At 49.6% G+C, this 22,111-nt stretch carries 17 protein-coding genes; 4 read left to right on the top strand and 13 right to left on the bottom strand.

Annotation, left to right across the window (positions count from 1 at the left end):
- The coding region (locus KKE17_02735) for an SAM-dependent methyltransferase (GenBank protein ID MBU1708898.1) at window positions 1-892 on the top strand (892 nt) is incomplete at its 5' end.
- A 106-nt stretch (window positions 893-998) separates the two neighbouring features.
- A complete protein-coding gene (locus tag KKE17_02730) occupies window positions 999-1,691 on the top strand; it encodes a DUF2293 domain-containing protein (protein ID MBU1708897.1) in 693 nt (230 codons plus the stop codon).
- 136 nt (window positions 1,692-1,827) lie between these two features.
- Here the strand turns inward: KKE17_02730 and KKE17_02725 are convergent, their stop codons facing one another.
- Together KKE17_02725 and KKE17_02720 are read right to left on the bottom strand one after the other, a co-directional pair.
- Window positions 1,828-2,145 (bottom strand): DUF2845 domain-containing protein, encoded by a 318-nt coding sequence (locus tag KKE17_02725; protein MBU1708896.1) that lies wholly within the window; start codon window positions 2,143-2,145, stop codon window positions 1,828-1,830.
- Between the two features lie 157 nt (window positions 2,146-2,302).
- Entirely contained in the window at window positions 2,303-2,488 is a 186-nt protein-coding gene (locus KKE17_02720) for an ankyrin (GenBank protein MBU1708895.1), read from the bottom strand.
- A gap of 460 nt (window positions 2,489-2,948) precedes the next feature.
- Here KKE17_02720 and KKE17_02715 point away from each other — a divergent pair, with 460 nt between their 5' ends.
- Window positions 2,949-5,228 carry an inorganic phosphate transporter gene (locus KKE17_02715; protein MBU1708894.1) on the top strand — a complete coding sequence of 760 codons (2,280 nt, stop codon included), beginning with the start codon at window positions 2,949-2,951 and terminating at the stop codon, window positions 5,226-5,228.
- A gap of 24 nt (window positions 5,229-5,252) precedes the next feature.
- A complete protein-coding gene (locus KKE17_02710) occupies window positions 5,253-5,924 on the top strand; it encodes a DUF47 family protein (GenBank protein ID MBU1708893.1) in 672 nt (223 codons plus the stop codon).
- A gap of 760 nt (window positions 5,925-6,684) precedes the next feature.
- On the opposite strand, the gene KKE17_02705 is transcribed toward KKE17_02710, so the two are convergent.
- From KKE17_02705 to flhA, 11 genes are all read right to left on the bottom strand, one after another.
- Window positions 6,685-8,820, bottom strand: a complete 2,136-nt coding sequence (locus tag KKE17_02705; GenBank protein ID MBU1708892.1) for a glutamine synthetase III — start codon at window positions 8,818-8,820, stop codon at window positions 6,685-6,687.
- Window positions 8,821-9,124: 304 nt separating this feature from the next.
- Entirely contained in the window at window positions 9,125-11,665 is a 2,541-nt protein-coding gene (gene glnD / locus KKE17_02700) for a [protein-PII] uridylyltransferase (protein ID MBU1708891.1), read from the bottom strand.
- Window positions 11,665-12,003, bottom strand: coding sequence for a P-II family nitrogen regulator (locus tag KKE17_02695; GenBank protein MBU1708890.1), 339 nt, complete (start codon window positions 12,001-12,003; stop codon window positions 11,665-11,667). Before KKE17_02695 ends, glnD begins: the two co-directional genes overlap by 1 nt.
- A gap of 86 nt (window positions 12,004-12,089) precedes the next feature.
- On the bottom strand, window positions 12,090-13,304 hold the full coding sequence (locus tag KKE17_02690) for an ammonium transporter (protein MBU1708889.1): 1,215 nt from the start codon (window positions 13,302-13,304) through the stop codon (window positions 12,090-12,092).
- 268 nt (window positions 13,305-13,572) lie between these two features.
- Window positions 13,573-14,790, bottom strand: a complete 1,218-nt coding sequence (locus tag KKE17_02685) for an ammonium transporter (protein MBU1708888.1) — start codon at window positions 14,788-14,790, stop codon at window positions 13,573-13,575.
- 353 nt (window positions 14,791-15,143) lie between these two features.
- Window positions 15,144-16,064, bottom strand: coding sequence for a hypothetical protein (locus tag KKE17_02680; protein ID MBU1708887.1), 921 nt, complete (start codon window positions 16,062-16,064; stop codon window positions 15,144-15,146).
- A gap of 10 nt (window positions 16,065-16,074) precedes the next feature.
- The gene (locus KKE17_02675) at window positions 16,075-16,455 is read right to left on the bottom strand and encodes a response regulator (GenBank protein ID MBU1708886.1); all 381 of its coding nucleotides are present in this window, start codon (window positions 16,453-16,455) and stop codon (window positions 16,075-16,077) included.
- A gap of 470 nt (window positions 16,456-16,925) precedes the next feature.
- Window positions 16,926-17,714 (bottom strand): FliA/WhiG family RNA polymerase sigma factor, encoded by a 789-nt coding sequence (locus tag KKE17_02670; protein MBU1708885.1) that lies wholly within the window; start codon window positions 17,712-17,714, stop codon window positions 16,926-16,928.
- Window positions 17,715-17,770: 56 nt separating this feature from the next.
- On the bottom strand, window positions 17,771-18,670 hold the full coding sequence (locus tag KKE17_02665) for a MinD/ParA family protein (protein MBU1708884.1): 900 nt from the start codon (window positions 18,668-18,670) through the stop codon (window positions 17,771-17,773).
- Window positions 18,671-18,754: 84 nt separating this feature from the next.
- Window positions 18,755-19,933: a flagellar biosynthesis protein FlhF gene (flhF, locus tag KKE17_02660; protein MBU1708883.1), complete on the bottom strand. Its 1,179-nt coding sequence runs from the start codon at window positions 19,931-19,933 to the stop codon at window positions 18,755-18,757.
- Between the two features lie 57 nt (window positions 19,934-19,990).
- A complete protein-coding gene (flhA, locus tag KKE17_02655; GenBank protein MBU1708882.1) occupies window positions 19,991-22,108 on the bottom strand; it encodes a flagellar biosynthesis protein FlhA in 2,118 nt (705 codons plus the stop codon).
- Window positions 22,109-22,111: the final 3 nt, after the last annotated feature.

Here is a 22,111-nt window from a genome sequence, read left to right as displayed (position 1 = left end):
CGCCCTCAAGGACACGACCTTTTCCGGCTGGGAACTGGTCCAGAATACCGCCCGGCTCTGCGCCATGAACCTGATGCTGCACGGCATCGGCAATAACGGCGGCAAACTGCCCCTGACCGTGGCCGATTCCCTGGCCGCCGATCCCGGTGACCGTTTCGAGATCGTCCTGACCAATCCCCCTTTCGGCAAAAAGAGCAGCACCACCATTGTCGGCGAAGGCGGCAAGGTTTCCAAAGAGGTGGATATTGTCGAGCGGGAGGACTTCTGGGCCACCACCTCCAACAAACAGCTCAACTTCGCCCAGCATGTCAAAACCCTGCTCAAACAGCATGGCCGCTGCGGCATCGTGGTGCCGGACAATGTCCTCTTTGAAGGCGGAGCAGGTGAGACCGTGCGCCGCAAACTCCTGCACGATTGTGACGTCCATACCCTGCTGCGCTTACCGACCGGCCTCTTCTATGCCCAGGGTGTCAAGGCCAACGTCCTCTTCTTCGACAAGAAACCAGCCTCGGAAACCCCGTGGACCAAAAAGCTCTGGATCTACGACCTGCGCACCAACATTCACTTCACCCTCAAGACCAACCCCCTGAAACGGGCCGACCTGGACGAGTTTGTTAAAAACTACAACCCCACCAACCGCCAGGACCGCACGCCGAGCTTTACCCAAGATAATCAAGCTGGCCGCTGGCGCGCCTACGACTACGACGAGATCATCAACCGAGACAAAGCCAGCCTCGATATCTTCTGGCTCAAAGACGATTCTCTCGAAGATTCCGACAACCTCCCCGCACCGGGCATCATTGCTGCCGAAATCATCGAAGACCTCCAAGCCGCCCTCGAGCAGTTCAAAGAAATTGCCGAAGATTTGGGGCAAGAAGAGCAGCAAGGCTGAATGACCGCATGAAAGAAGATGGAAGATATGATGTTTCAGGGCTGGAGGCGGTGCCTTTTATATGATTATCAAGTCCGCTTTTTGCTTTTGTTAAAGGGAAAGGGTGATGATTCAGAAAAAGGACAAACCGGAAGAATTGACGGTCTTTATCTCTTCCCGGGATTCGATATGCGATGAGTGCGGGTCCGAGCTTGGCAAAGGTGCCTGGATAACCCTGCAGGGCGCGGACCGAAAGGCTGCGTGCTTAAGTTGTGCCGACTTGGACCATCTGGTCTTTCTACCTTCCGGAGATGCGGCGCTCACCCGGCGCTCTCGGAAGTATTCAAGGCTTGCCACAGTTGTGGTGAAATGGAGTCGAGCCCGGAAACGTTACGAGCGGCAGGGCCTGCTGGTCGAAAACGAGTCCATAGAACAGGCGGAAAAGGAATGCAAGGCCGATGTGGGTCAGCGGGAGTTGCGCCGGGCGCAGGCTGCGGTCCGAAGGGCCGAGCTTGACGAAGAGTACCTTGGCGCCTTTGCCAACCGGGTCAGGGAATTATTCCCGGGTTGCCCGGCAGGGCGGGAAAAGTTCATTGCCGAACATGCCTGCCGCAAATACAGCGGTCGGGTCGGTCGCAGTTCCTCAGCCAAAGCGCTTGACGAAGAAGCGGTGCGGCTGGCTGTCGTCGCCCATATCCGCCATCAGGAAACAGACTATGACGAACTTCTCCTTCGGGGGGACGACAGGGTGTCAGCGCGTGAACAGGTGCGCGCCCGGATTGACGGCGTTTTGCAGAGGTGGCAGGCAGCCGGATCATAAGCGGCCATTATTTGAGGAATTGGGGTCAGGCCTGGCAAATGGGTATTCAGGTATTGGCGGGCAAGCCTAATGTCAACATACCTCCCTAATGGTTTTTACTGCGATGAATGCAGTAAAAATCATTTCTGCTTTTGAATTACTCACAAACCTGCATTCCTTCTGAGTCCTCTCCTCTGTATCGGTCAAGCAATTTTCCTCCCTCAAACTTCAGGATGTCGATAAACCCCCGATCCATACAGTCGTAATACCATTGCTCGATTTTTACGCAGCCCTCGTTTGAGAGGGTTTCCTTGTATGCCGGCTCGCCGCAGTTTTTTAAAACAAAATAGCTGGAGTCACCCGCTGAAATCTTTTCGCCCTTGCATTTCAACACTTTAAGCGCAGCGGCATTGGCGGGGAATGCGTTCAATAAGAATACAACAGCACTCAACAGGATAATTTTAGCAACATCCATTTGGTTAAGCCCCGGCAAGTTGTTTTCGAGAAAGGATCCATGGCATCCGTGCCAAAATGTTGGATTTAAGGAGGCCACAAGGAAGCCGACAGCGCCGCAAATTCAGTTCAATCCCCACAGGGGGACCGCGGTGAGAATCTGAAAGCAGTATTGGATGTCAGTTGTCGGATTTGACCTTGCCGGTGCCTTTGCAGGTCTTGCATTCCTGCTCCGGCGTGCATTGACAATCTTCCCAGTCATCGCCTTTCTGAGTGCCGCGCCACTCCGTACTGCATTCGCAGACACCGTGGATAATTTTTTCCCCTCGACAGGCAGGACAAACAACCATGTTCGATTCAGCCATAATTACCTCCATTTATGGTTAGATTGAATCAATTTAAATGCGGGTAAGTCAAGGAAAATTTTTAGAATTGCCGTATGGGCATTGCTCAGAATAAAGATAGGATCTGAACTGTTATGCCTTGTGTTATTTCTGAGGCTGGAAAGGATAAAATAATTCTGTTCGGAGCGATGTTTTTTTAAGCGGTATTTCTAACACACATATGCCGATGGCCAGGATAATTGATCCGAAAAAAAAACATAAAAGTAATGAAAAAAAATCCCAAAATTACTGACAGATCCATTCTTGTTGTCTATAGTGATAAACTCATTTTTGGTGTTCTGTGATCTGAACCGAACCAGTCCATGGCGGCATGTCCAATGTGTTTGGCAGGTGAAAAAGACTGTTGAATGTAATTGATCACTCATGAGTCGATACGGGCTTTACGGGAGTCAATGCGCCAATGGATCAAAGGAAATAGTGAATGGAAATTTATGTCTTTATCCTTGTTGTTCTGGTTGCCCTTGCGGTTTTTGACCTGATTGTCGGGGTGAGCAACGATGCGGTGAATTTCCTGAATTCATCCATCGGCTCAAGGGTGGCTCCACGGCATGTGATTATGATCATTGCAAGTCTGGGAATGCTTGCCGGTGTTACCTTTTCAAGCGGCATGATGGAAGTGGCAAGAAAGGGTATATTCCAGCCGCAGCTTTTTCTGATGCCCGAGCTGATCACCATATTTCTGGCTGTGATGCTCACCGATGTACTGCTACTTGATCTGTTTAATACCTTCGGCCTGCCCACTTCCACCACGGTGTCAATTGTTTTTGAGCTGTTGGGCGCCGCAGTAGCCGTCTCCTTGATTAAAATATATTCCGCCGGCAACGGTTTTGAAGATCTCGTCAATTATATAAACACTGCAAAGGCCCTGGCGATCATCACCGGCATTCTCCTGTCCGTTGTTATCGCCTTTGTTTGCGGGGCAATCGTGCAATTCATCTCCCGCATGGTATACACCTTTGACTACATGCCGAGGCTCAAATTGTTCGGCGGACTCTGGGCCGGCATTTCTCTTGCCGTAATCACCTATTTCATTCTTATCAAAGGTGCGAAGGGCGCATCCTTTCTTACTGCTGAGCAGGTGAAATGGATGAATGAAAATGCCTGGACCATCCTTTCAATGAGCTTTGTTTTTTTCGGGGTGGTTTTTCAATTTCTGGCGACCTTTACGCGAATAAACATTCTCAAGCCCATCGTCTTGATCGGCACATTCGCCCTTGCCATGGCCTTTGCCGCAAACGATCTGGTCAATTTTATCGGTGTTCCCCTGGCTGGCATTGAAGCATTCAGAGTTGCCACCACCACTGCTGACCCATTAACGGCAAATATGGGGGCGCTGCAGGCAAAGGTGCAAACCAATACCTTTATTCTTCTGGGGGCAGGGGTGATCATGATCATCACTTTATGGGTTTCTCGAAAAGCCCGTTCGGTAACCGAAACCCAGATCGGTCTCAGCCGACAGGATGAAGGTGTGGAGCGATTCGGTTCTTTTGCTTTGTCCAGAGGGATTGTCGGCATGATGACCGCCTTTTTTGATTCAGTGAATTCGATAATGCCTTTGCCCTTAAGAAAAATCGTCTCAAGACGCCTGGACCCTTCCCGGAAAAAATCGGTACCGGCTAAAGACGGCAAGGAGCCGGCATTTGATTTGCTCCGGGCCTCGGTGAATCTTATTGTGGCAAGCGCCGTTGTCTCCTATGCGACTTCCATGAAGCTGCCCCTGTCCACCACTTATGTTACTTTCATGGTGGCCATGGGAACATCTCTTTCCGATCAGGCCTGGGGCAAGGAAAGCGCCGTATACCGGGTCACCGGGGTGTTGACGGTTGTCGGCGGCTGGTTCTGTACGGCGCTGATTGCCTTTGTGGTGGCATCCCTTTTTGCCACGGCAATTCACTTTCTGAAATTATATGCCATTGTCACCCTTATCCTCTTTGTCAGCTATATCATCTGGCGCAGTTTCCATTATCATACCAAGCAAGAGGAAGCGGCGGGAGTCATCAAAAATCTCAATATCAAGGACGGCGTTGATCCTGAATTTGCCGTGCATACGTCCTTTGAGCAGGTAGGCTATTTCCTGAATGAAGTGAGCCTGACCCTGCGATCCTGTTTTGACGCGGTTTTCAAGGAAGACCGGTCAAAGCTCAAGGAGCTCAAGAGCCGCACAAAAAATGTTCAGCAAATCGCCAATATCATAATTGCCAATATTTTCAAGACCCTCTACCTCCTGGACAAGGAGGACGCTGAAACAACGCGTAAGTATTCAAGAACCATCGGGGCGCTGCAGGATATTACCGAAAGCAATCGTGATATTGTCATGCGCGCCTATACCCATGTGATCAATTATCATACCGGTCTTGGTGAGGAACAGAAAAAAGAGCTCCAGCAGATTCGGGTTTCCGTCTGTCGCCTTCTTGAAAACACGGCGATCATGCTTCTCAAAAATAAGAAAGTTGATTACGAATATATTCAAAGCCAACGAGCCCGGATGACTGCCTGCGCCCTGGAATTCAATAAAAATCAGATCCATCGCATTCAGAATTCCCAGTCCAAGACCCGTTTGAGTATTCTTTACTATGGTTTTCTCGAAAACTGTGAGAAAATAACGATTCAGACCCAGAACCTTCTGGACATTTTCAGGGATTATTTCAGTACGGTAAACGAGGATGCATCAGAGGCTGAAACAGCCGAAAAGAGAGACTGAGCTAACAGTAAGAGGGGGGTGTCAATGAAATTACCGTTCATTTCACAACTTGTGGGTTTGCCTTTTGATCTCTTCCAGGCGCATGCGGAGAAGGTCAAGGAATGCGGCTGGGCCTTTCAGCAAGCCATGGAGTGTTATTTCTCACATAAATGCGACAGGTTCGGCGATTATCTGCGGGAGGTTGACCGGCTGGAAAGTGAGGCCGATGAGATCAAGATCAGCATCCGCCGGAGTATCTCGAAAAGGACCAGGATGACGGTGGACAAGTTTCAGTTGTTTATGTATATCCAGGAGCAGGACAAGGTTCTGGACTGCGTTGAGGACTGTATCGACTGGGTTTCCTATCGTCCGGACACCGACTTGAATGATGAGTTGCGCAAGGGTTTTTTTGATCTGGTGGATTCGGTAATTGCGCCCATTGAGGAGTTGAGTGTCATGGTTGCCGAGGCGAGAAAATATTTTGACGATTATTCCGAAGCTCAACGGACAATAGTCAAAGACATCATCCGCAACCTGCATCACTGTGAGCACGAATCAGACAAGTTTGAAGACTCTCTGAAGCTCAATATATTCAAGATGGAAACCGACCCCATTGCGGTGTTCCACATGGTCGAGCTTGCCCGCAAGGTCGGGGATATAGCCAATCATGCGGAAAACACCGGGGATATGATGCGGGCAATGATCGAACGCGACTGAGGCCTGGAAGTGTCACGGGTTGATCAGTCCGAATCTGCTTCGGGTCAAATGAATCCGCATACTATTGTATAGCGTATTCATTTGACTCTCGCATCTCCAGCCAGCTGAACCCGTGACACATCCAGGTCTGCGCTAACCTCAGCATAAAAAATCCCTTGCCGCCTCGTTATCTCTTTGAATGCAAAACAGTTAGTTTTCTGGGTTGTTTCCTGGGCCGACTTTGTCAAATCTACTGCAGCGGCACCCTTTTTTCTTTGTATCTTCAGCCAACATGACGCAAGAAATATTCCGATCAGGGTTTGGATTTTTTTTGATCATCCAACTCTTTCAAATATGTAATTTCTTACCCTGTAGTTTTCTTTGTTATCACAACTCAATCAGACTGTTGCCTCCGCGGAATCGCGACATTTTTCATGAAGCCGTTGATATCGACGAACTGCAGACGGAAAAAGTTTATGTTGTGTTTTTCAACAATTTTAAGGATTTCATTTTTAGTCATTATCGGTCCTCCTGGGTTTCTGGAAAATCATCTGGTTTAGAGTATCACAGGAGTGGCATGTTTGATGACACACGGGATTGCAGGGCTTGTTGAAGCAGATCCAGCGGCATGTGGATACCAGGAAAACCTGTTCAGGCGCTTGCCGGCAGCACAGTGGGTGCAATCTGAGAATAGTGTAGAGGGATAACAGATTAAATCAAGAAAAAACGGGGCTCATGATGAGCCCCGTTTCTGGTACTGAGACCTGGTGCGAAGAGTGGCTTACAGCTTGAACAGCAGATCACTGTAAACCGGCACCGGCCAGAGGTCGGCCGGCATGATTGATTCCAGTGCGTCAATGTCGGTGCGGAGCGCGGCAAGCGCGGTCGTTACATTGTCACGGAAGGCGGCAGCCTGCTTCGGAACGCCTGTAGTTGACTGGGCTTTGGCGGTTGCAGCTTCGAGCTTAGCGAGTTGTTTGCTGGCCGATTCGAGCAGCTTGGCCACTTTACCCAGGATTTCCTTCTGGACGGTGGAGTGTTCCTTGCCGACAACATTGATCGAGGAGCCCAGTTCGGTGATGAAGCTGATCGCCGCCGGGATGAACAGCCGGTGTACCATCTGCATGGCGGTCTGCGACTCGATGTTTATATGCTTGGCATATTGTTCAAGGTAAATGTCGTAGCGGGAATGCAGTTCCTCCTTGGAAAGTACCTTGTATTTCTCAAAGAGTTTGATGCATTTCGGGGTGACAAAGGCGGCGAGGGCGTCCACAGTGTTTCCGGTGTTCGGTAGACCGCGTTTTTTTGCTTCCTGGGCCCAGGTATCGGAGTAGTTGTCGCCATTGAAGATGATCCGGCCGTGGTTGATTACTGCGTCCTTAATGATCGCCTGGATTTCGGCGTTGATGTTTTTGGCCTTCTCCAACCTGGTGGCGATTTCGTCCAGGGCCTCTGCCACGATGGTGTTCAGGGCAACGTTGGGTCCGGATATTGACTGCGAGGAGCCGAGCATCCGGAATTCAAATTTGTTGCCGGTAAAGGCAAAGGGTGAGGTGCGGTTCCGGTCGGTATTGTCCTTGGGAAACACCGGCAGGGAGTCGACCCCGACCTTCATGGCGTCGGCTACCTTGCTGGTGGCCTTTTCGCCCTTGGCGAGTTTGTGGAGAATGTCGGTGAGTTCTTCGCCCAGGAAAATCGAGATGATCGCCGGCGGCGCCTCGTTGGCGCCCAGGCGATGATCGTTGCCGGAACTGGCGCAGGTTGCGCGCATGATGTCGGCGTGAGTGTCTACTGCTTTAATAAGAGCACTCAGGACCACCAGAAACTGGGCGTTGTCATGGGGGGTATGGCCCGGTTCAAGCAGATTCATTCCATCGTCGGTGCTCAGCGACCAGTTGTTGTGCTTGCCCGAGCCGTTGACGCCGGCATAGGGCTTTTCGTGCAGCAGGCAGACCATGTTATGGCGGAGCGCTACTTTCTGCATGGTTTCCATGACCAACTGGTTGTGGTCGGCAGCAACGTTGGTGGTGCCGAAAACCGGCGCCATTTCGAACTGGGCCGGGGCAACCTCATTGTGTTTGGTCTTGGAGGAGATTCCCATCTTCCAGAGTTCGACGTCAAGATCCCGCATATAGGCGGAGACGCGATCTTTGATGGAGCCGAAGTATTGATCTTCAAGCTCCTGGCCTTTTGGCGCGGGGGCGCCGAACAGGGCTCGGCCGCAAGTCATCAGGTCAAGCCGTTCCATGTAATACCCTTTGTCCACCAGAAAATATTCCTGTTCGGGTCCCACCGTAGGAATAACTCGGGTGGCGGTGGTGTTGCCCATTGCCTTGAGCACCCTGAGGGTCTGTTTGGAAACCACTTCCATGGAGCGGAGCAACGGGGTTTTCTTGTCCAGGGCTTCCCCACCATAGGAGCAGAAAACCGTGGGGATGGTCAGGGTAACATTGCTGGCGGCGTCTTCTTTGAGAAAAGCGGGGGAGGTGCAGTCCCAAGCGGTGTAGCCGCGGGCCTCGAATGTGGCTCGCAGGCCGCCGCTGGGGAATGATGAGGCGTCCGGTTCACCCTGGATGAGCTGCTTGCCGGAAAACTCCATGATTACGCCGCCGTCATCGGTGGGCGAAATAAACGAGTCGTGTTTTTCTGCGGTGGCGCCGGTGAGCGGTTGGAACCAGTGGGTATAGTGGGTGGCGCCCTTTTCGATGGCCCAGTCCTTCATGGCGTTGGCCACCACTGCGGCAACTTCCGGTTTGAGCGACGCGCCCATCTCAATGGTTTGTTTCAGTGCCTTGAAAGTATCTTTCGGCAGCCTTTCCTTCATTAATCTTTCGTTAAAGACATTGACGCCGAAGATAGCCGGGACATCTATCTTGCCGCTATTCTGGCAGCTTCCGCAATCACAGTTGGTATCCATTTTTTCCTCCGTTTTGTGTTTTGACTGAAAATTTTTTTGGCGCACTCAAAAAGATCTTGAACAACTCAATTCTTTCGAAAAGTCGGCTGGATGAACTGATATGAGTTGCTGCCCTGTTCGGTATTTGTTCATTTGGTTCGGAAAAGAATAATTTAGGTTAAGGTTTTGCAAAATAAATGCCAGAGGCAAGGGGAGTTGTTATCTGTTTGTTTTTATATGCTTTCTGTTTGCTGAAACGATTTCAGTGCCATTGCCATGACTACACATTTGTTATATCTTCAGATATTAATTACATTATTGTGGTTTATTCAAGGGTGTTTCGTTTCTCGGCAACATACAGAAGCGCTGCATGAAGCTCCTGTTGCAGTTCCGGTTCGGTCAATTTCCTTTTATAGCTGTCGCAGGCGTAAAATACATCAACAATCTGATCAACTGCCGTGCTGATTTTGGCATGGGTGATGGTTATTTCGAAATCTGCCAGGGTGCGGGTGATGTCATAGAGGAGTTTCGGATGATCCTGGGCATAGATTTCGATGACCGTGGCATGGGCGGAAATCGAATTGTCAATCACGACCTTGGCTGAGGCACGAATGCCGGTGCCTTTTTTTCTGAAGTATTTCATGTCACGGTATTTTTCCGCAAGCCTGTGGGGAAGCCCCATTCTGCCGCTGATCGCGCTGTTAAGATCCTGTTCCAGGAGGTCCCAGTTCTGTTCGCTGAAGGAGTTGCCCATTGTGCTCCGCACCTCAAACACATCAACAACCGTGCCGTCCGGCCAGGTGAATATGTTGGCCTGATTGATTGACAGATTGTGCAGGGCCAGCGCCCCGCAGATGCGGGCGAGAAGTCCGGTGGCATCGGTGGAGATCACGGTGACTGTCCAGCTGGCGGGTTGTTCTTCGGCATGGACTGCGGCGGCATTGGTGAGTTGATCCTTCAAGCTGATGTGGCGGGCAATCTCCTCAGGAGTAAAGACCAGAAGGTAGTTTTCCGGCAAAGCTTCAATGAGTTTTTCTCGAGGCGCGGAAAAGAGTTTCGCGACTTGAGTTCGCATCCAGGCGGCACCTTGGGAAGGATCCGGCATGCCCTGGGTGTCCTGAACCAGATGGTTTGAAACACGAAGATACAATTCCAGCAGGAGGGCGGATTTCCAGTTACTCCAAGCGGAGGGACCAGTGGCTTTTGCATCGGCAATTGTCAGGATATAGAGGGTCGTAAGTCTTTCTGTGGTTTCCAGGAGTCTTGCGCAGTGGGGGATGAAGGATTCATCCTCAAGGTCGCGGCGTTGTGACATTTTGGCAAGGAACAGATGGTTTTTGATGAGGAAAATCAGGAGATCCAGCTCGTCTTGCGGGAGATGGAGCCTGGTGCCGATGGCGGCGGCAAGTTCCGCACCTTTCTCGGAGTGGTCTGCGCCGCTTCCTTTGCCGATGTCATGCAGGAGACCTGCGATGAACAGAACATGCTTTGCCTTTATTCGCTGGAATAACGGCTCTTCTGCTGCCAGGCGGTGGAGTTCCGAGACGGTCTGCAGAAGGTGCCGGTCAACGGTCAGGGTGTGATATACATCGTGCTGACTCAGGGAGGCAACTTCCTGAAGTTCAGGGATGTAAGATGTCATCACTCCTGTTTCCAGCATGGAAATCAAGGTGTTGAGCGGGTCAGGTTGGGATGTGAGGATTTCCAGCAAACTGCGGGCAATGGTACTGGAACATCTATCTTTTTCAGAGAGCAAATGGTGGTTGGCGCGGATTGCCTTGCGGGTCCAATAATGAACAGGGACGTTGTTCCTTGCCGCAAATAAAAAAATCAACATGAAATAGTCATGATTGCCGGCGAGCAGGGATTTATCGGTGAGATGGATGCTGCCGTTCTGCAAAGAAATCCCCGGGTGCAGGTCGATGGTATCTGCAGTGCGGGTTACCATGGAAACAGAGTCTTCCGCATGTTCAAAGAAGATGTCAGCGGTTTGGGCAATGGTTTTAAGGCCGGCATGCACTTCGCCCATGAATTTTTCCACCCCCAGCACGCCGTTTGAGGTGGCGTAACCGAGTGCTTCGGCTGTTTGTTCCTGATGTTCGAAAAATAGCTGGTCGTTTTTTCTGCCGCTGATGTAATGCAGGCGGTTTCGGATCCTGATGAGGTTGTCCCAGGCGGCGCTGACTTCCGAATGCTCGATATCGGTCAGGATTCCCGCTTCCTGTAAATCGGATAAGGATTTCATCCCGAAGAGTACTCTTGCCGTCCACTGCATGGACTGAATATCCCTTAGCCCGCCGCGGCATACTTTGACATTGGGTTCAAGCAAATAGCTGTGCAGGCCGAAAAGGCGGTGCCGAGTAATCCGATGTGTCACAATCTGCTGAAGAAATTCGTTTCTGCGGCCCTTGATGAAAGCCTGGTGGTAATTGTCAAGCAGTGTGGAAAAAAGTTTATCCGATCCGGCAATGAGGCGGGAGTCAAGGAGGGAGACCTGGAGAAAAAAATCATTCTCGGCATCACTCAGGCAGGCGTCTGCTGTCCTGACGCTGTGCCCAACGTCAAGGCCTGCATCCCAGAGAGGGTATAAAATGGCTTCGGCAACGGAATTGAGTATTTTTTCGTCGCCCGGTTCGTATAAAAGCAGCAGATCAATATCGGAAAACGGGAACAATTCTATCCGTCCATATCCTCCCACGGCAACAAGTGCCATGGTGCCGGCATGAGCAGGGGAGGCGGAGAATGCCTCGGCGAGATGTTCGTCAATAATAAGGGTATGTCGTTCAAGCAGCGCTTTGCCGCTCAGACCCTGCCGCCACAAATTTTCCAAGGCCTCACGGCGGGCTCGTATGGCGCTTGGCTGCATTAAATTGCCTCTGTGCCTCGCTCACCGGTCCTTACCCGGATTACTTCTTCAACTGGCAGCACAAAGATTTTTCCATCGCCGATTTTTCCGGTATTGGCGGCTTTACGGATTTGCTCGACAACTTCTTCAACACGGGAGGTATCGATAATTATCTCAATCTTTATCTTGGGAATAAAATCGACAACATATTCAGCACCCCGGTAGATTTCCTTATGGCCTTTCTGGCGTCCATACCCTTTGACCTCTGATATGGTCATACCTTTGATGCCAATTTCATTTAAGGCATCTTTCACATCGTCCAGTTTGAACGGTTTGATGATTGCTTCGATTTTTTTCATGTCCTACTCCTTGTGAATTGCAGATGAAAAAGCGCTTCCTGTATGTTTGTGACATGTGATGATTCAAATAACAAATCATTCTTTTTTTAGTTGTAAGCCGTCTCACTGTGTTCTGCCAGATCAAGGCCGCTTAATTCGTCTTCTACGGCAAGTCTGAGCCCCCAAACAACGTCGATAGCTTTGAGAAGAATCCAACTTATTACAAAAGTGTAAACTCCAACAACGACGATTCCGAAAGCCTGGGTTCCCAGGAAACCTGGATTGCCTGCAAGCAGCCCGTCAGCCCCATCCGGATTAACCAGTTTAGAAGCGAAGATGCCCAGGCATATGGTTCCCAGCAAGCCACCGACTCCGTGAATGCCGACAACATCGAGGCTGTCATCATAGCCGAACCGGCCCTTCAGGGTAACTGCGTAATAGCATCCGGCGCCAGCCAGCAATCCGATTAAAATTGCCGCATTGGGTCCGACAAATCCAGCCGCCGGGGTAATGGTTGCAAGACCTGCTATTGCACCGGATGCGGCGCCAAGTGTGGTTGGCTTGCCGCGATGGATTTTTTCAACGATAACCCACATCGCCATGCCAGCCATGCCGGCAAGGTGGGTGGCGACAAAAGCAGAGGCTGCGATACCATTTGCAGCCAGGGCGCTGCCACCATTAAAGCCGAACCAGCCAAACCACAAAAGGCCGGTCCCCATTAGGGTCATGGGAAGATTATGTGGCATAAAACTTTCTTTTCCATAGCCTTTTCTCGGACCCAGAACAAGGCACGCTGCCAGTGCAGCCGAGCCACAGGTCATGTGAACAACAAGTCCTCCTGCAAAGTCCAGAACACCCCGGGCTCCAAGCCAGCCCCCACCCCATATCCAATGGCAGACCGGGTTATAGACGAGAATGGCCCAGGCAAGGGAAAACAGGATAAACGGGCCAAACTTCATGCGCTCGGCAAATGCGCCGGTGATTAAAGCCGGAGTTATCACTGCGAACATGCATTGGTAGATCATGAATACAATCTGCGGAATTGTCGTTGCATAAACCAAACTTGGTTCTGTGCCGATACCCTGCAGGGCAAACCAGGAAAGATCTCCGACAAATCCGCCCAGATCCGGGCCAAAAGACATGCTGTATCCAACATACACCCACTCCAGACTGATCAGCGAAATCATGATAAAGCTCTGAAGGATTGTTCCAAGGACGTTTTTGCTTCTGACCATGCCTCCGTAAAAAAGGGCAAGGCCGGGAGTCATAAGCAGCACAAGTCCTGCTGCAGCCATGATGAAAGCTGTGTCACCCGTGTTGATCATTTTGATTTGCTCCTGGTGTAATTTCTCTGATGTGGCAATTAAAGCAGGAGTATAATCAATAAATGTGCCAGAGATTGACAGTGTTTGGTAATCTACTGTTTATATTACCTATTCTGTATTTAATGAGCATCTCGTTGATAGAGCAACATGTTACATATCTGTAAATAAAATCATTTTTTTAACAAAAATGTTCAACTCGGGGCGTTTTCTTTGCGCAAGATTGTTCATACTGCTTGCAGGGCTTTTGCGAGCAATTAAACTGTCGTTATATCATATAGCCGCTTTCGCTGTGTTGGGTTAAGTCGAGTCCTTGTGTTTCTTCGTCTTCATCAACCCGGAGTCCGACAAGGACTTGAATGACTTTAAGTATGATATAGGTAATGATTACAGAGTAAGCAATTGTTGCCAGGGCACCGTATGTCTGAATGGCTAAGAGTTTTGGGTTGCCGTAGAAAAGTCCGTTTGCGCCGCCGGGATTTATTGCCAGAGTGGCAAAGAGTCCGGTGGCAAGGGCTCCCCAGAGCCCACCCAGGCCGTGGACGGCGACTACATCCAGGGCATCGTCATACCCTAATTTGTTTTTTAATATAACTCCGGCATAGCACAGAGAGCCAGCAACCAAACCGATAATCATCGCAGAAATGGGGGTGACAAAGCCTGCTGCCGGGGTGATGGCAACGAGTCCGGCTAATGCTCCGGAAACTGCGCCCAGCGTAGTTGGCTTTCCCTGGAAAGCCCATTCTGCAAAAACCCAGGAGAGGGCGGCGGTTCCGGCGGCCACCTGAGTGGTGAAGAATGCCAGGACGGCGAGCTCGCCTGCCGCAAGGGAGCTTCCTGCATTGAATCCGAACCAGCCGAACCAAAGAAGCCCGGCGCCGAGAATGGTCATAGTCAGGTTATGGGGATGAAAGGAATCTTTGCCCCAGCCCTTTCGTTTACCAATAACCAGCACGGCGACAAGGGCCGCGGCCCCGGAGTTTATGTGGATGACTGTGCCACCGGCAAAATCCAGTGCGCCATGACTTCCAAGCCAGCCCCCGCCCCACACCCAGTGACAAACCGGGAAATAGACGAATGTGCTCCAGAGTATTGTAAACAGTAAGAATGCCGAAAATTTCATTCGTTCGGCAAAGGCTCCGGTAATAAGCGCCGGGGTAATAACCGCAAACATCAATTGAAAGGCCACAAAGAGAAGATCTGGTATTGTTTCCGAATAAGGTCCGGGGGTTAATCCGACGCCTTTAAGGCCGAAGAATTGCAGGTTGCCTATAAAACCGCCGACATCGGGACCGAAGGAAAGGGAGTATCCGTATATAACCCAGATCACCGAGATTATGCCAAGGCAGATAAAGCTCTGCATTATCGTGGCTAAAACGTTTTTCGACCGGACAAGGCCGCCGTAAAAGAGGGCCAGACCTGGAGTCATGAGCATAACCATCGCAGTTGCCACAAGCATGAATGCCGTATCGCCTGTATTAATCATTGGAATACCCCTTTTTGCTTTTCTTGTTCAAAAAAGTTAACTAAGTAGCCTTAGTTTGAAAGCTCATTATTTTATGTGATTACCATCGAATTTCAGGGCAAATGTCGTCTTCACGGTATCTCCATGTTTTGGACTTTCCTGGCTAAAATTGAGTGGTAATTAAATTATTTTATAAGGCATCATTCGTGCCAGAAAAGAAAATAATGATTTAACTGGTTGGAATTAAAAGGTTTTGTTTGTTTTGCGGAGAGGGCGGGGGTGGTTTAGTTTGTCACGAAATTGTGACATATGCGTGCAAGGGTTGAAAATTTTATTACGGAAATGTGTAGAATTAAGCGAGGGTGTTTTTTTGTTCAGGACACTTGGTATTTATCAAATTGCACATTTTGAATAGGGGTGTCGGGCCATTGCTTTTTGATCCAGTCCATGAGTTTGCGTCCCATTTCTCCACGGGCAAGGGAGTAACGATTTAATTCGTAGTAAGGGCGGTTAATGTAAAAATGGTACACAATTTCTCTGACAAAGGATCTTTTATCGTCGGGAAGCTCGTCTTCATCAGTCACTCCCACCAGGAAGGTAAGATCGACAATTATGAAGGCAATGTCTTTTTCTTGATTATTGATTGAAGCCGGGATGATGAACGAGGAAAAGTGCCATTTTTGTTTTGCTACAGGTTCGATAATTTGAGGCTGTTCTTCCAGAGTGGAGCTGGCGTTGACGGATTCGGACAACGAAGATTCAGCGGCAGTGTTTGAAGAAGTAACCGAAGGTATATCCGTTGAAACGCTTGAGGCAATTTGCTGGTTTACCTCTTGATCAGAACCGGAAAAAATAAAGATAAGTCCCGCCAGCAGAAGAATAACGCCGGCTGAGGCTGAAGTTCCAACAGCAATGCGTTTTAAGGGGGGGAGGGAATGGAGCCAGGCTTTTCCTGTTTGATATCGGTTGATAAAATATATGGTGAAGAGCTGCCGGAGTTGGTTGAACGTCGGGGGAGCGTCTCCGGTTATAATTCCGATAGACCTGTCGGAAAATGATGTGCCGGCCGTGGGGTCGCTTTGGTCTTCATCTTGAGATTTGGCAAGGGGATCCGTGGTGCCATCAGTGTCCTCAAGGAAAAATTTGTCGTTTCCGTCGTCAAGTCCGCTGTCAGTACCGAACATCTGGTCTTCAGCTTGAAAAGCGGATTCCCAGTCTTCGCCCCAGTCCGTATCAAGGCCGATAGAGGTGTCTTCCGATGCTTCAGGGAAATCAGAGTCAGAGGGATCGACCATTTAGAGTATTTCAGCTACCGAAAACTTTGGTGATTTTTTCACCCAGGGTTTCGGCTGTAAAAGGTTTGACAATATACTGGCTAACTTTTGCTTTGACTGCCAGAATGATATTGTCCTGTTGTGCTTCGGCTGTGACCATTATAAAAGGAATCACCGCAAGACTTGCATCGCTGCGGACGGCTTTTAAGAGATCTAGTCCGGTCATTTTGGGCATATTCCAGTCTGAAATTATCAGGTCAATTTTTTCTTGCTTAAGAATATTGAGTGCTGATGTGCCGTCATCCGCCTCAATGATATTTTTGTATCCAAGTTGGGTAAGAATATTTTTTACGATTCGGCGCATGGTTGCAAAATCGTCTACGACTAGGACTTTCATGTTGTTGTCTGGCATATATCCCCCGTGAGACCATTGACAGCTTTAGGTGTTTTCAACCATTGGAATTATTTGTAAAGTTCAGGTATGGGCTCTCCCGAATATCGTATTTTAGCGGATTTTTGATGAAAAAGAACCTCATGAGCTAAAATATCTATGTAGCATACCTTAAGAAAATTCTATTGATGCAGGTTTTGCATGAAATTAATCAGATAATCCTCCGATTGGGCCTGCGAAACTTTTTCAAGTTTAGCAACATTCCTCACCATTATATATAAAAATTACAGTTTGTATAAAAAAAAATATGATTGATGACAATGAGTTTATTCCAATACATCTGGCAGATTGATAATAATAAATTGATTATCCAAGGGAAAGGGTAACGGGGCCTGACATGCTATTTTACGATTTTTGATAATCAGATGTTTTTTCAGTATGGGCTGAGGGCGGTGGATAAAGATTTTTTGTGCTCTGATAACCCGTGATCATTAGTCGTTGGCGGGCAGGTGTTGCTTGAGTTTTGAGCGGAGTCTGAGCATGGCCTTGCTGTGCATCTGGGAGATCCTCGACTCTGTGTAGCCTAAAACCTCCCCGATTTCCTTCATAGTCAGTTCATCAAAATAGTACAGTGATACCGTGAGTTTTTCTTTTTCCGGAAGGGCGGAGATCGCCTGGGCCAGCAGGTCGCGGACCTGATTCATGTTTATCGTGGCAAAGGGATCTGTATTGTTTGACGTGAGGCAATCGATGATGGAGGTGGATGTTGTGTCCGGAGATTTTTGGCGGAGGAGCTCGATATCAACAAAGGTCACCGCCTTGGTCTCATCGAGCAATTTATGAAAGTCATCAAGGCTGATGCCCATGGCTTTAGAAATTTCCTCGTCCTGAGCGGGCCGGCCGAGCTTTTTTTCAAGCTTGGAATAGGCGCTTTCAAGATCGGTTACTTTTCTTCTCACCGATCGGGGGACCCAGTCAAGGGAACGGAGTTCATCAAGCATTGCCCCTTTGATCCGGAATTCCGCATATGTTTTGAACTGGACGTTTTTGGTGGGGTTGAATTTGTCGATTGCATCAATGAGGCCGATAATTCCGCAACTGATGAGATCATCGATTGATATGTGATTGGGAAGCCGGGCGGCAAGGCGCATGGCGATGTATTTGATAAGGGGGGTGTAGGCCAGTATCAATTCTTCACGGCGAGCAGGATCCATCGGACCGGACTGATTGAAATAGGTCTGAGTATAATCCTTGAATTTCGGTTGTGTGGGCCGTTGCATTAACTCTTGTTCCTGTAGTGATAACCGGACTTTGTTATTTATAGCATGAAAAAAGATTACAGATCAAATAGTCCTTTCCAGAAAAATTTAATATTTCCATCGACCTGGGTTTCAGTCTCTTCCGAGATGATCTTGGCAGAAAGTTCAGAGAATTTTCTGCTGGATGGTGCATCGGGAAAAAGATCGCAGACCAGACGTTGGGAGCGAACAGCTTTTGGCAGTTTTTGATCGGTTGGGATAAAACCCAGGAAGTCCAGAGACATGGTTGCAAGAAAGCGGTCAATTACCATGCTCAGTTTGCGGAAAACAGCCAGGGCCTCTTTTTCCGAGTGTGCCTGATTGATAAGAATGCGGAATTTTTTCACATCATGGCGGCTGGACAAGACCTTGATCAGCGCATAGGCATCGGTCAGAGAGGTCGGTTCAGGAGTGAGCACGACGACCCTCTCCTGGGCTGCGAGGTTAAAATAAATGACATTATTGTTAATTCCGGCTGCCGTATCAATAATGAGTATGTCGATATAGTTTCCAAGGGCTTCCATTTCAGAGAGAAAAAAGAGCCTTTGGGCTTCGGTGAGATCGGCAAGCTCCATGATCCCTGAGCTGGCCGGAAGAATAAGTAATCCTGCCGGGCCTTTAACAAGGATATCCGGGATCGTTTTTTCTCCGGTAAACACATGATGCAGATTGAAGCGCGGCGTCAGTCCCAGGAGAATATCGACGTTGGCAAGGTTCAGGTCGGCATCAAGGATCAAAACTTTTTTTCCGCTCCTGGCCAATGAATAGCCGAGGTTCGCGGAAATGTTTGTTTTGCCGACGCCGCCTTTGCCGCTGGTGATGCATATTACCCGTGGCGAACTGCTCCGCGAGGCCGATCGACCCAGCATCTCAGGTCCCTGGCTTGTTGGTGAGGGTTTACTGGTCATGATTTTTTCCAGTGTGTCGGCTTGGGTCATATTGTTTCTACCTTGCGTGAAGAGTAAAGTGTGAGGAGAACTCAGTGAAATTTTTTAAAAAACAACCCCTCCACCCCTCACTCCTCACATATTTGCAGCTATTGCATTGAGCTCCGGTTCAACCGCCAGCCATCCCTCTTTGAAAAGCTTACCAATAAAACTTTTTGAAGCAAGCATAAAGTCTTCAGGGACCCGCTGACCGGTGCACAGGCATGTCAGCGGTAAAGCTGCATGAACGACCTGTCGGCAAAGATTAGCATAGGCCCTGGTTTCGTCAAGCTTGGAGAGAATCAGGCCGTGGACACTCAAAGGGCGGTATGCATCAATTATTGTGGCCAGGTCTTCCTTTTTCGATGTTGCGCTCAGCACAAGCTGTGATCGAACAGGGACTTCCAGTGAACCGAACCAGTCCTGCAGTTCTTTAACATGTTTCGTGTCGTAAGGATTTTTGCCGGCGGTATCAATTATAATAATATCTTTGTCAGAATGCTTCTTAATAGCGTTTTTGAGGTCGTTTTTTCTTAAGGCAATTTCGCAGGAAATTTTCATGATCCTGGCGTAAGTTCGCAACTGGTCGGTGGCGCCGATCCGGTAGCAATCCATGGAAAGGAGTGCTACACTTTTTTTCTCTCTTAAGGTGAACCAGGCGGCTAATTTCGCGGCGGTAGTTGTTTTGCCGACGCCTGTGGCACCGACCAGAGCAATGACTACCGGTCCATTGCCATCATGATCTGCAATCATGGACTTTACACTGATCTGGTCTATGAGCTGATTGCGCCAGATCGCAACTTTTGTCGGATCGGGTTTTTGGGATTTACCGCGATTATTGACAGAATCATCTGATTGTTCCAGATCTTTCAAGTGGCCAAAACGCTTGCTGAGTTCAAAGGCTTCATGGCGCATATCGTCAGAGAGCCGGTTTGTTAAGGAAGAGGATGAAGGGGTATCGGTGAAAGTTTCTTTTCTGTTTGCCAGCGCATCTCTCTGGTTTGCCGCAGGTCCGTCAACCACTTTGAAATCACTGTCGTAAAGGGGCCTGCCCCGATTATCCGACGAGAAAATCTTTCTGCCGGTATGCGCCTCGACGTCGTAATCCATGGCTGCGACCACTTCGAGCCACGGCCCGCCGTTGCGGCCCATTCTTCCCGGTCGATAATTTGGCAGCGGTTTTGTGGAAAGGATCACCGCATCTTCCCCCATCTCTTTTTTAACCATGCTCAGTGCCGTTGTAGTGTCCGGTGCCTCGAATCGTCTTATTCTCATTTTGTTAAACCCGTTAGCTTTGTTGTTAATGAGTTGGTTCTGATCATGAATTATTTGTTATTTTTTAACCCCGGTCTGGGGATTGATTTCAATTGTACCCAAAGATTTGATCTTGGTCTGGGTCGTCAGTTCATTATGGGAAAGAATCATGATCTGCGGCATGAACCGTTCAATTATGTGTCTGATATGTCTTCGAACTATAGGTGAGCAGACAATTATCGGTTGATAGCCTTCAGCGGATATTTTTTCCACGGAAGCCTGTATTGCTTCAAGAAGGCGTTGCGTAAGGTTGGGCTCGAGAGCCAGATAGGTGCCCTGGTCGGTTTTCTGGATGGATTCGCGGACAAAATCCTCAACCTTGGTTGACAGGGTGAGAACGGAGAGAGTTCCCTTATCGTCGGTGTATCCACTGATTATCGAGCGTGCAAGTTTCTGCCGGACATATTCGGTAAGAATTTCAGGATCTTTGGAGATCGGAGAATAGTCGGCAAGGGTTTCGCAGATTGTCAGCAGGTCACGGATTGAAACCCTTTCACGCAGGAGATTCTGCAGGACCTTCTGAGTTCCACCCAGAGTCAAGTGATCAGGAATAAGCTCGTCAATAACTTTTGGATGGGTCTTGGAAAGATTGTCCAGAAGTTTCTGTGTATCCTGACGCCCGAGGAGTTCGTGGGCGTTTGCCTGGAGGAGTTCAGTAAGGTGCGTGGCAATAACCGTGGATGTGTCAACAACCGTGTAGCCGGCGATCTGGGCTTCGTCGCGTTTATCTTCAGTGATCCATAGAGCCGGTAATTTGAATGCCGGCTCTTCGGTGGGGATGCCTTCGATCTTGCGTGTTGCCGCGCCGGAGTCCATGGCCAGCAGATGCCCCATCATCACTTCGCCCCTGGCGACTTCAACCCCTTTCAGCAGCAGGACATATTCGTCCGGTCGGAGCTGGAGGTTGTCACGAACATGAAGCGGCGGGATGATGATACCCATATCCATGGCAAACTGGCGGCGAATCGCCCGGATTCTTTCAAGAAGGTCGCCCTGCTGATTTTCGTCAACAAGAGCAATCAGGCCGTAACCGACTTCAAGTTGCAGGGTATCAAGGGGCAGCAGGTTTTCAACGGTTTCAGGGGAACCGGGCAGGGGTTTGATATCTTTTTGCATTTCCTCTTGAGCGTCCGCCTCTTTCTTGATGGCTTGTGTCTGAAAGGCCATGAAAGCAAGGCTGCCCATGAACACGCCGAGGATCAGAAAAGGCAGGTGGGGAAGTCCGGGGACGATACCGAAAAGGATAATGATGCCTGAGGCTACGGCAAGGGCCTGTGGCTGGAGGGCGAACTGCTGTATGAATTCTTTGCCCATGCTGGCGTCTGATGCGGCCCGGCTGACAATAATACCGGCCGAGGTTGAGATGACCAGCGCCGGAATCTGCGAAACCAGGCCGTCGCCGATGGTCAGCAGGGTGTAGGTTTCAGCGGCCTGGTCTAACGCCATTCCTTGAAAAAAGACACCGATGCACCAGCCGCCGATGACATTGATCACCATGATGACAATACTGGCAATAGCTTCGCCGCGGACGAATTTACTGGCACCGTCCATGGCGCCGTAGAATTCTGATTGGCGGGAAATGTTCGACCTTCTTGATTTTGCCTGCTCCTCATTAATCAGACCGGCGTTGAGGTCGGCATCGATGGCCATCTGTTTGCCGGGCATGGCGTCCAGGGTGAATCGGGCGGCAACTTCGGCGATACGTCCGGAACCTTTGGTGATTACGATAAAGTTAATCAGCACCATGATCAGGAAGATAATCAGTCCCACGGCAAAACTTCCGCCGACTACGAAATTCCCGAAGGAATTGATAACCTGGCCCACGGCACCGGCGCCTTCATGGCCGTGCAGGAGAATCAGCCTTGTGGAGGCGATATTCAGCGACAGCCGGAACAGGGTGGTAACCAGGAGCAGTGAAGGGAATGAAGAAAAATCCAGGGGATTGGTGTTGTACATCGCCATCAGCAGGATAACCAGGCCGATGGTAATGTTGAAAGACAGCAGAAGGTCGAGGATGACCGGCGGCAGCGGCAGGATCATGACCATCAAAATGCCGACGACGCCAACAGCCACAAACAGGGTTGACAATTCAAAGTTGAATTTTGCTGCCGGTAATGTCTGGGTTTTGCCTGCCATTTA

Source organism: Pseudomonadota bacterium (assembly GCA_018823135.1).
GTDB lineage: Bacteria > Desulfobacterota > Desulfobulbia > Desulfobulbales > CALZHT01 > JAHJJF01.
This window is presented reverse-complemented; position numbering and strand designations above follow the sequence as displayed.

Bases quoted from the DNA above. Each gene is read 5' to 3' on its own strand.
- KKE17_02730 (MBU1708897.1), top strand. From the start codon at position 999: ATGATTCAGAAAAAGGACAAACCGGAAGAATTGACGGTCTTTATCTCT.
- KKE17_02725 (MBU1708896.1), bottom strand. From the start codon at position 2,145: ATGGATGTTGCTAAAATTATCCTGTTGAGTGCTGTTGTATTCTTATTG.
- KKE17_02720 (MBU1708895.1), bottom strand. From the start codon at position 2,488: ATGGCTGAATCGAACATGGTTGTTTGTCCTGCCTGTCGAGGGGAAAAA.
- KKE17_02715 (MBU1708894.1), top strand. From the start codon at position 2,949: ATGGAAATTTATGTCTTTATCCTTGTTGTTCTGGTTGCCCTTGCGGTT.
- KKE17_02710 (MBU1708893.1), top strand. From the start codon at position 5,253: ATGAAATTACCGTTCATTTCACAACTTGTGGGTTTGCCTTTTGATCTC.
- KKE17_02705 (MBU1708892.1), bottom strand. From the start codon at position 8,820: ATGGATACCAACTGTGATTGCGGAAGCTGCCAGAATAGCGGCAAGATA.
- glnD (MBU1708891.1), bottom strand. From the start codon at position 11,665: ATGCAGCCAAGCGCCATACGAGCCCGCCGTGAGGCCTTGGAAAATTTG.
- KKE17_02695 (MBU1708890.1), bottom strand. From the start codon at position 12,003: ATGAAAAAAATCGAAGCAATCATCAAACCGTTCAAACTGGACGATGTG.
- KKE17_02685 (MBU1708888.1), bottom strand. From the start codon at position 14,790: ATGATTAATACAGGCGATACGGCATTCATGCTTGTGGCAACTGCGATG.
- KKE17_02680 (MBU1708887.1), bottom strand. From the start codon at position 16,064: ATGGTCGATCCCTCTGACTCTGATTTCCCTGAAGCATCGGAAGACACC.
- KKE17_02675 (MBU1708886.1), bottom strand. From the start codon at position 16,455: ATGCCAGACAACAACATGAAAGTCCTAGTCGTAGACGATTTTGCAACC.
- KKE17_02670 (MBU1708885.1), bottom strand. From the start codon at position 17,714: ATGCAACGGCCCACACAACCGAAATTCAAGGATTATACTCAGACCTAT.
- KKE17_02665 (MBU1708884.1), bottom strand. From the start codon at position 18,670: ATGACCCAAGCCGACACACTGGAAAAAATCATGACCAGTAAACCCTCA.
- flhF (MBU1708883.1), bottom strand. From the start codon at position 19,933: ATGAGAATAAGACGATTCGAGGCACCGGACACTACAACGGCACTGAGC.
- flhA (MBU1708882.1), bottom strand. From the start codon at position 22,108: ATGGCAGGCAAAACCCAGACATTACCGGCAGCAAAATTCAACTTTGAA.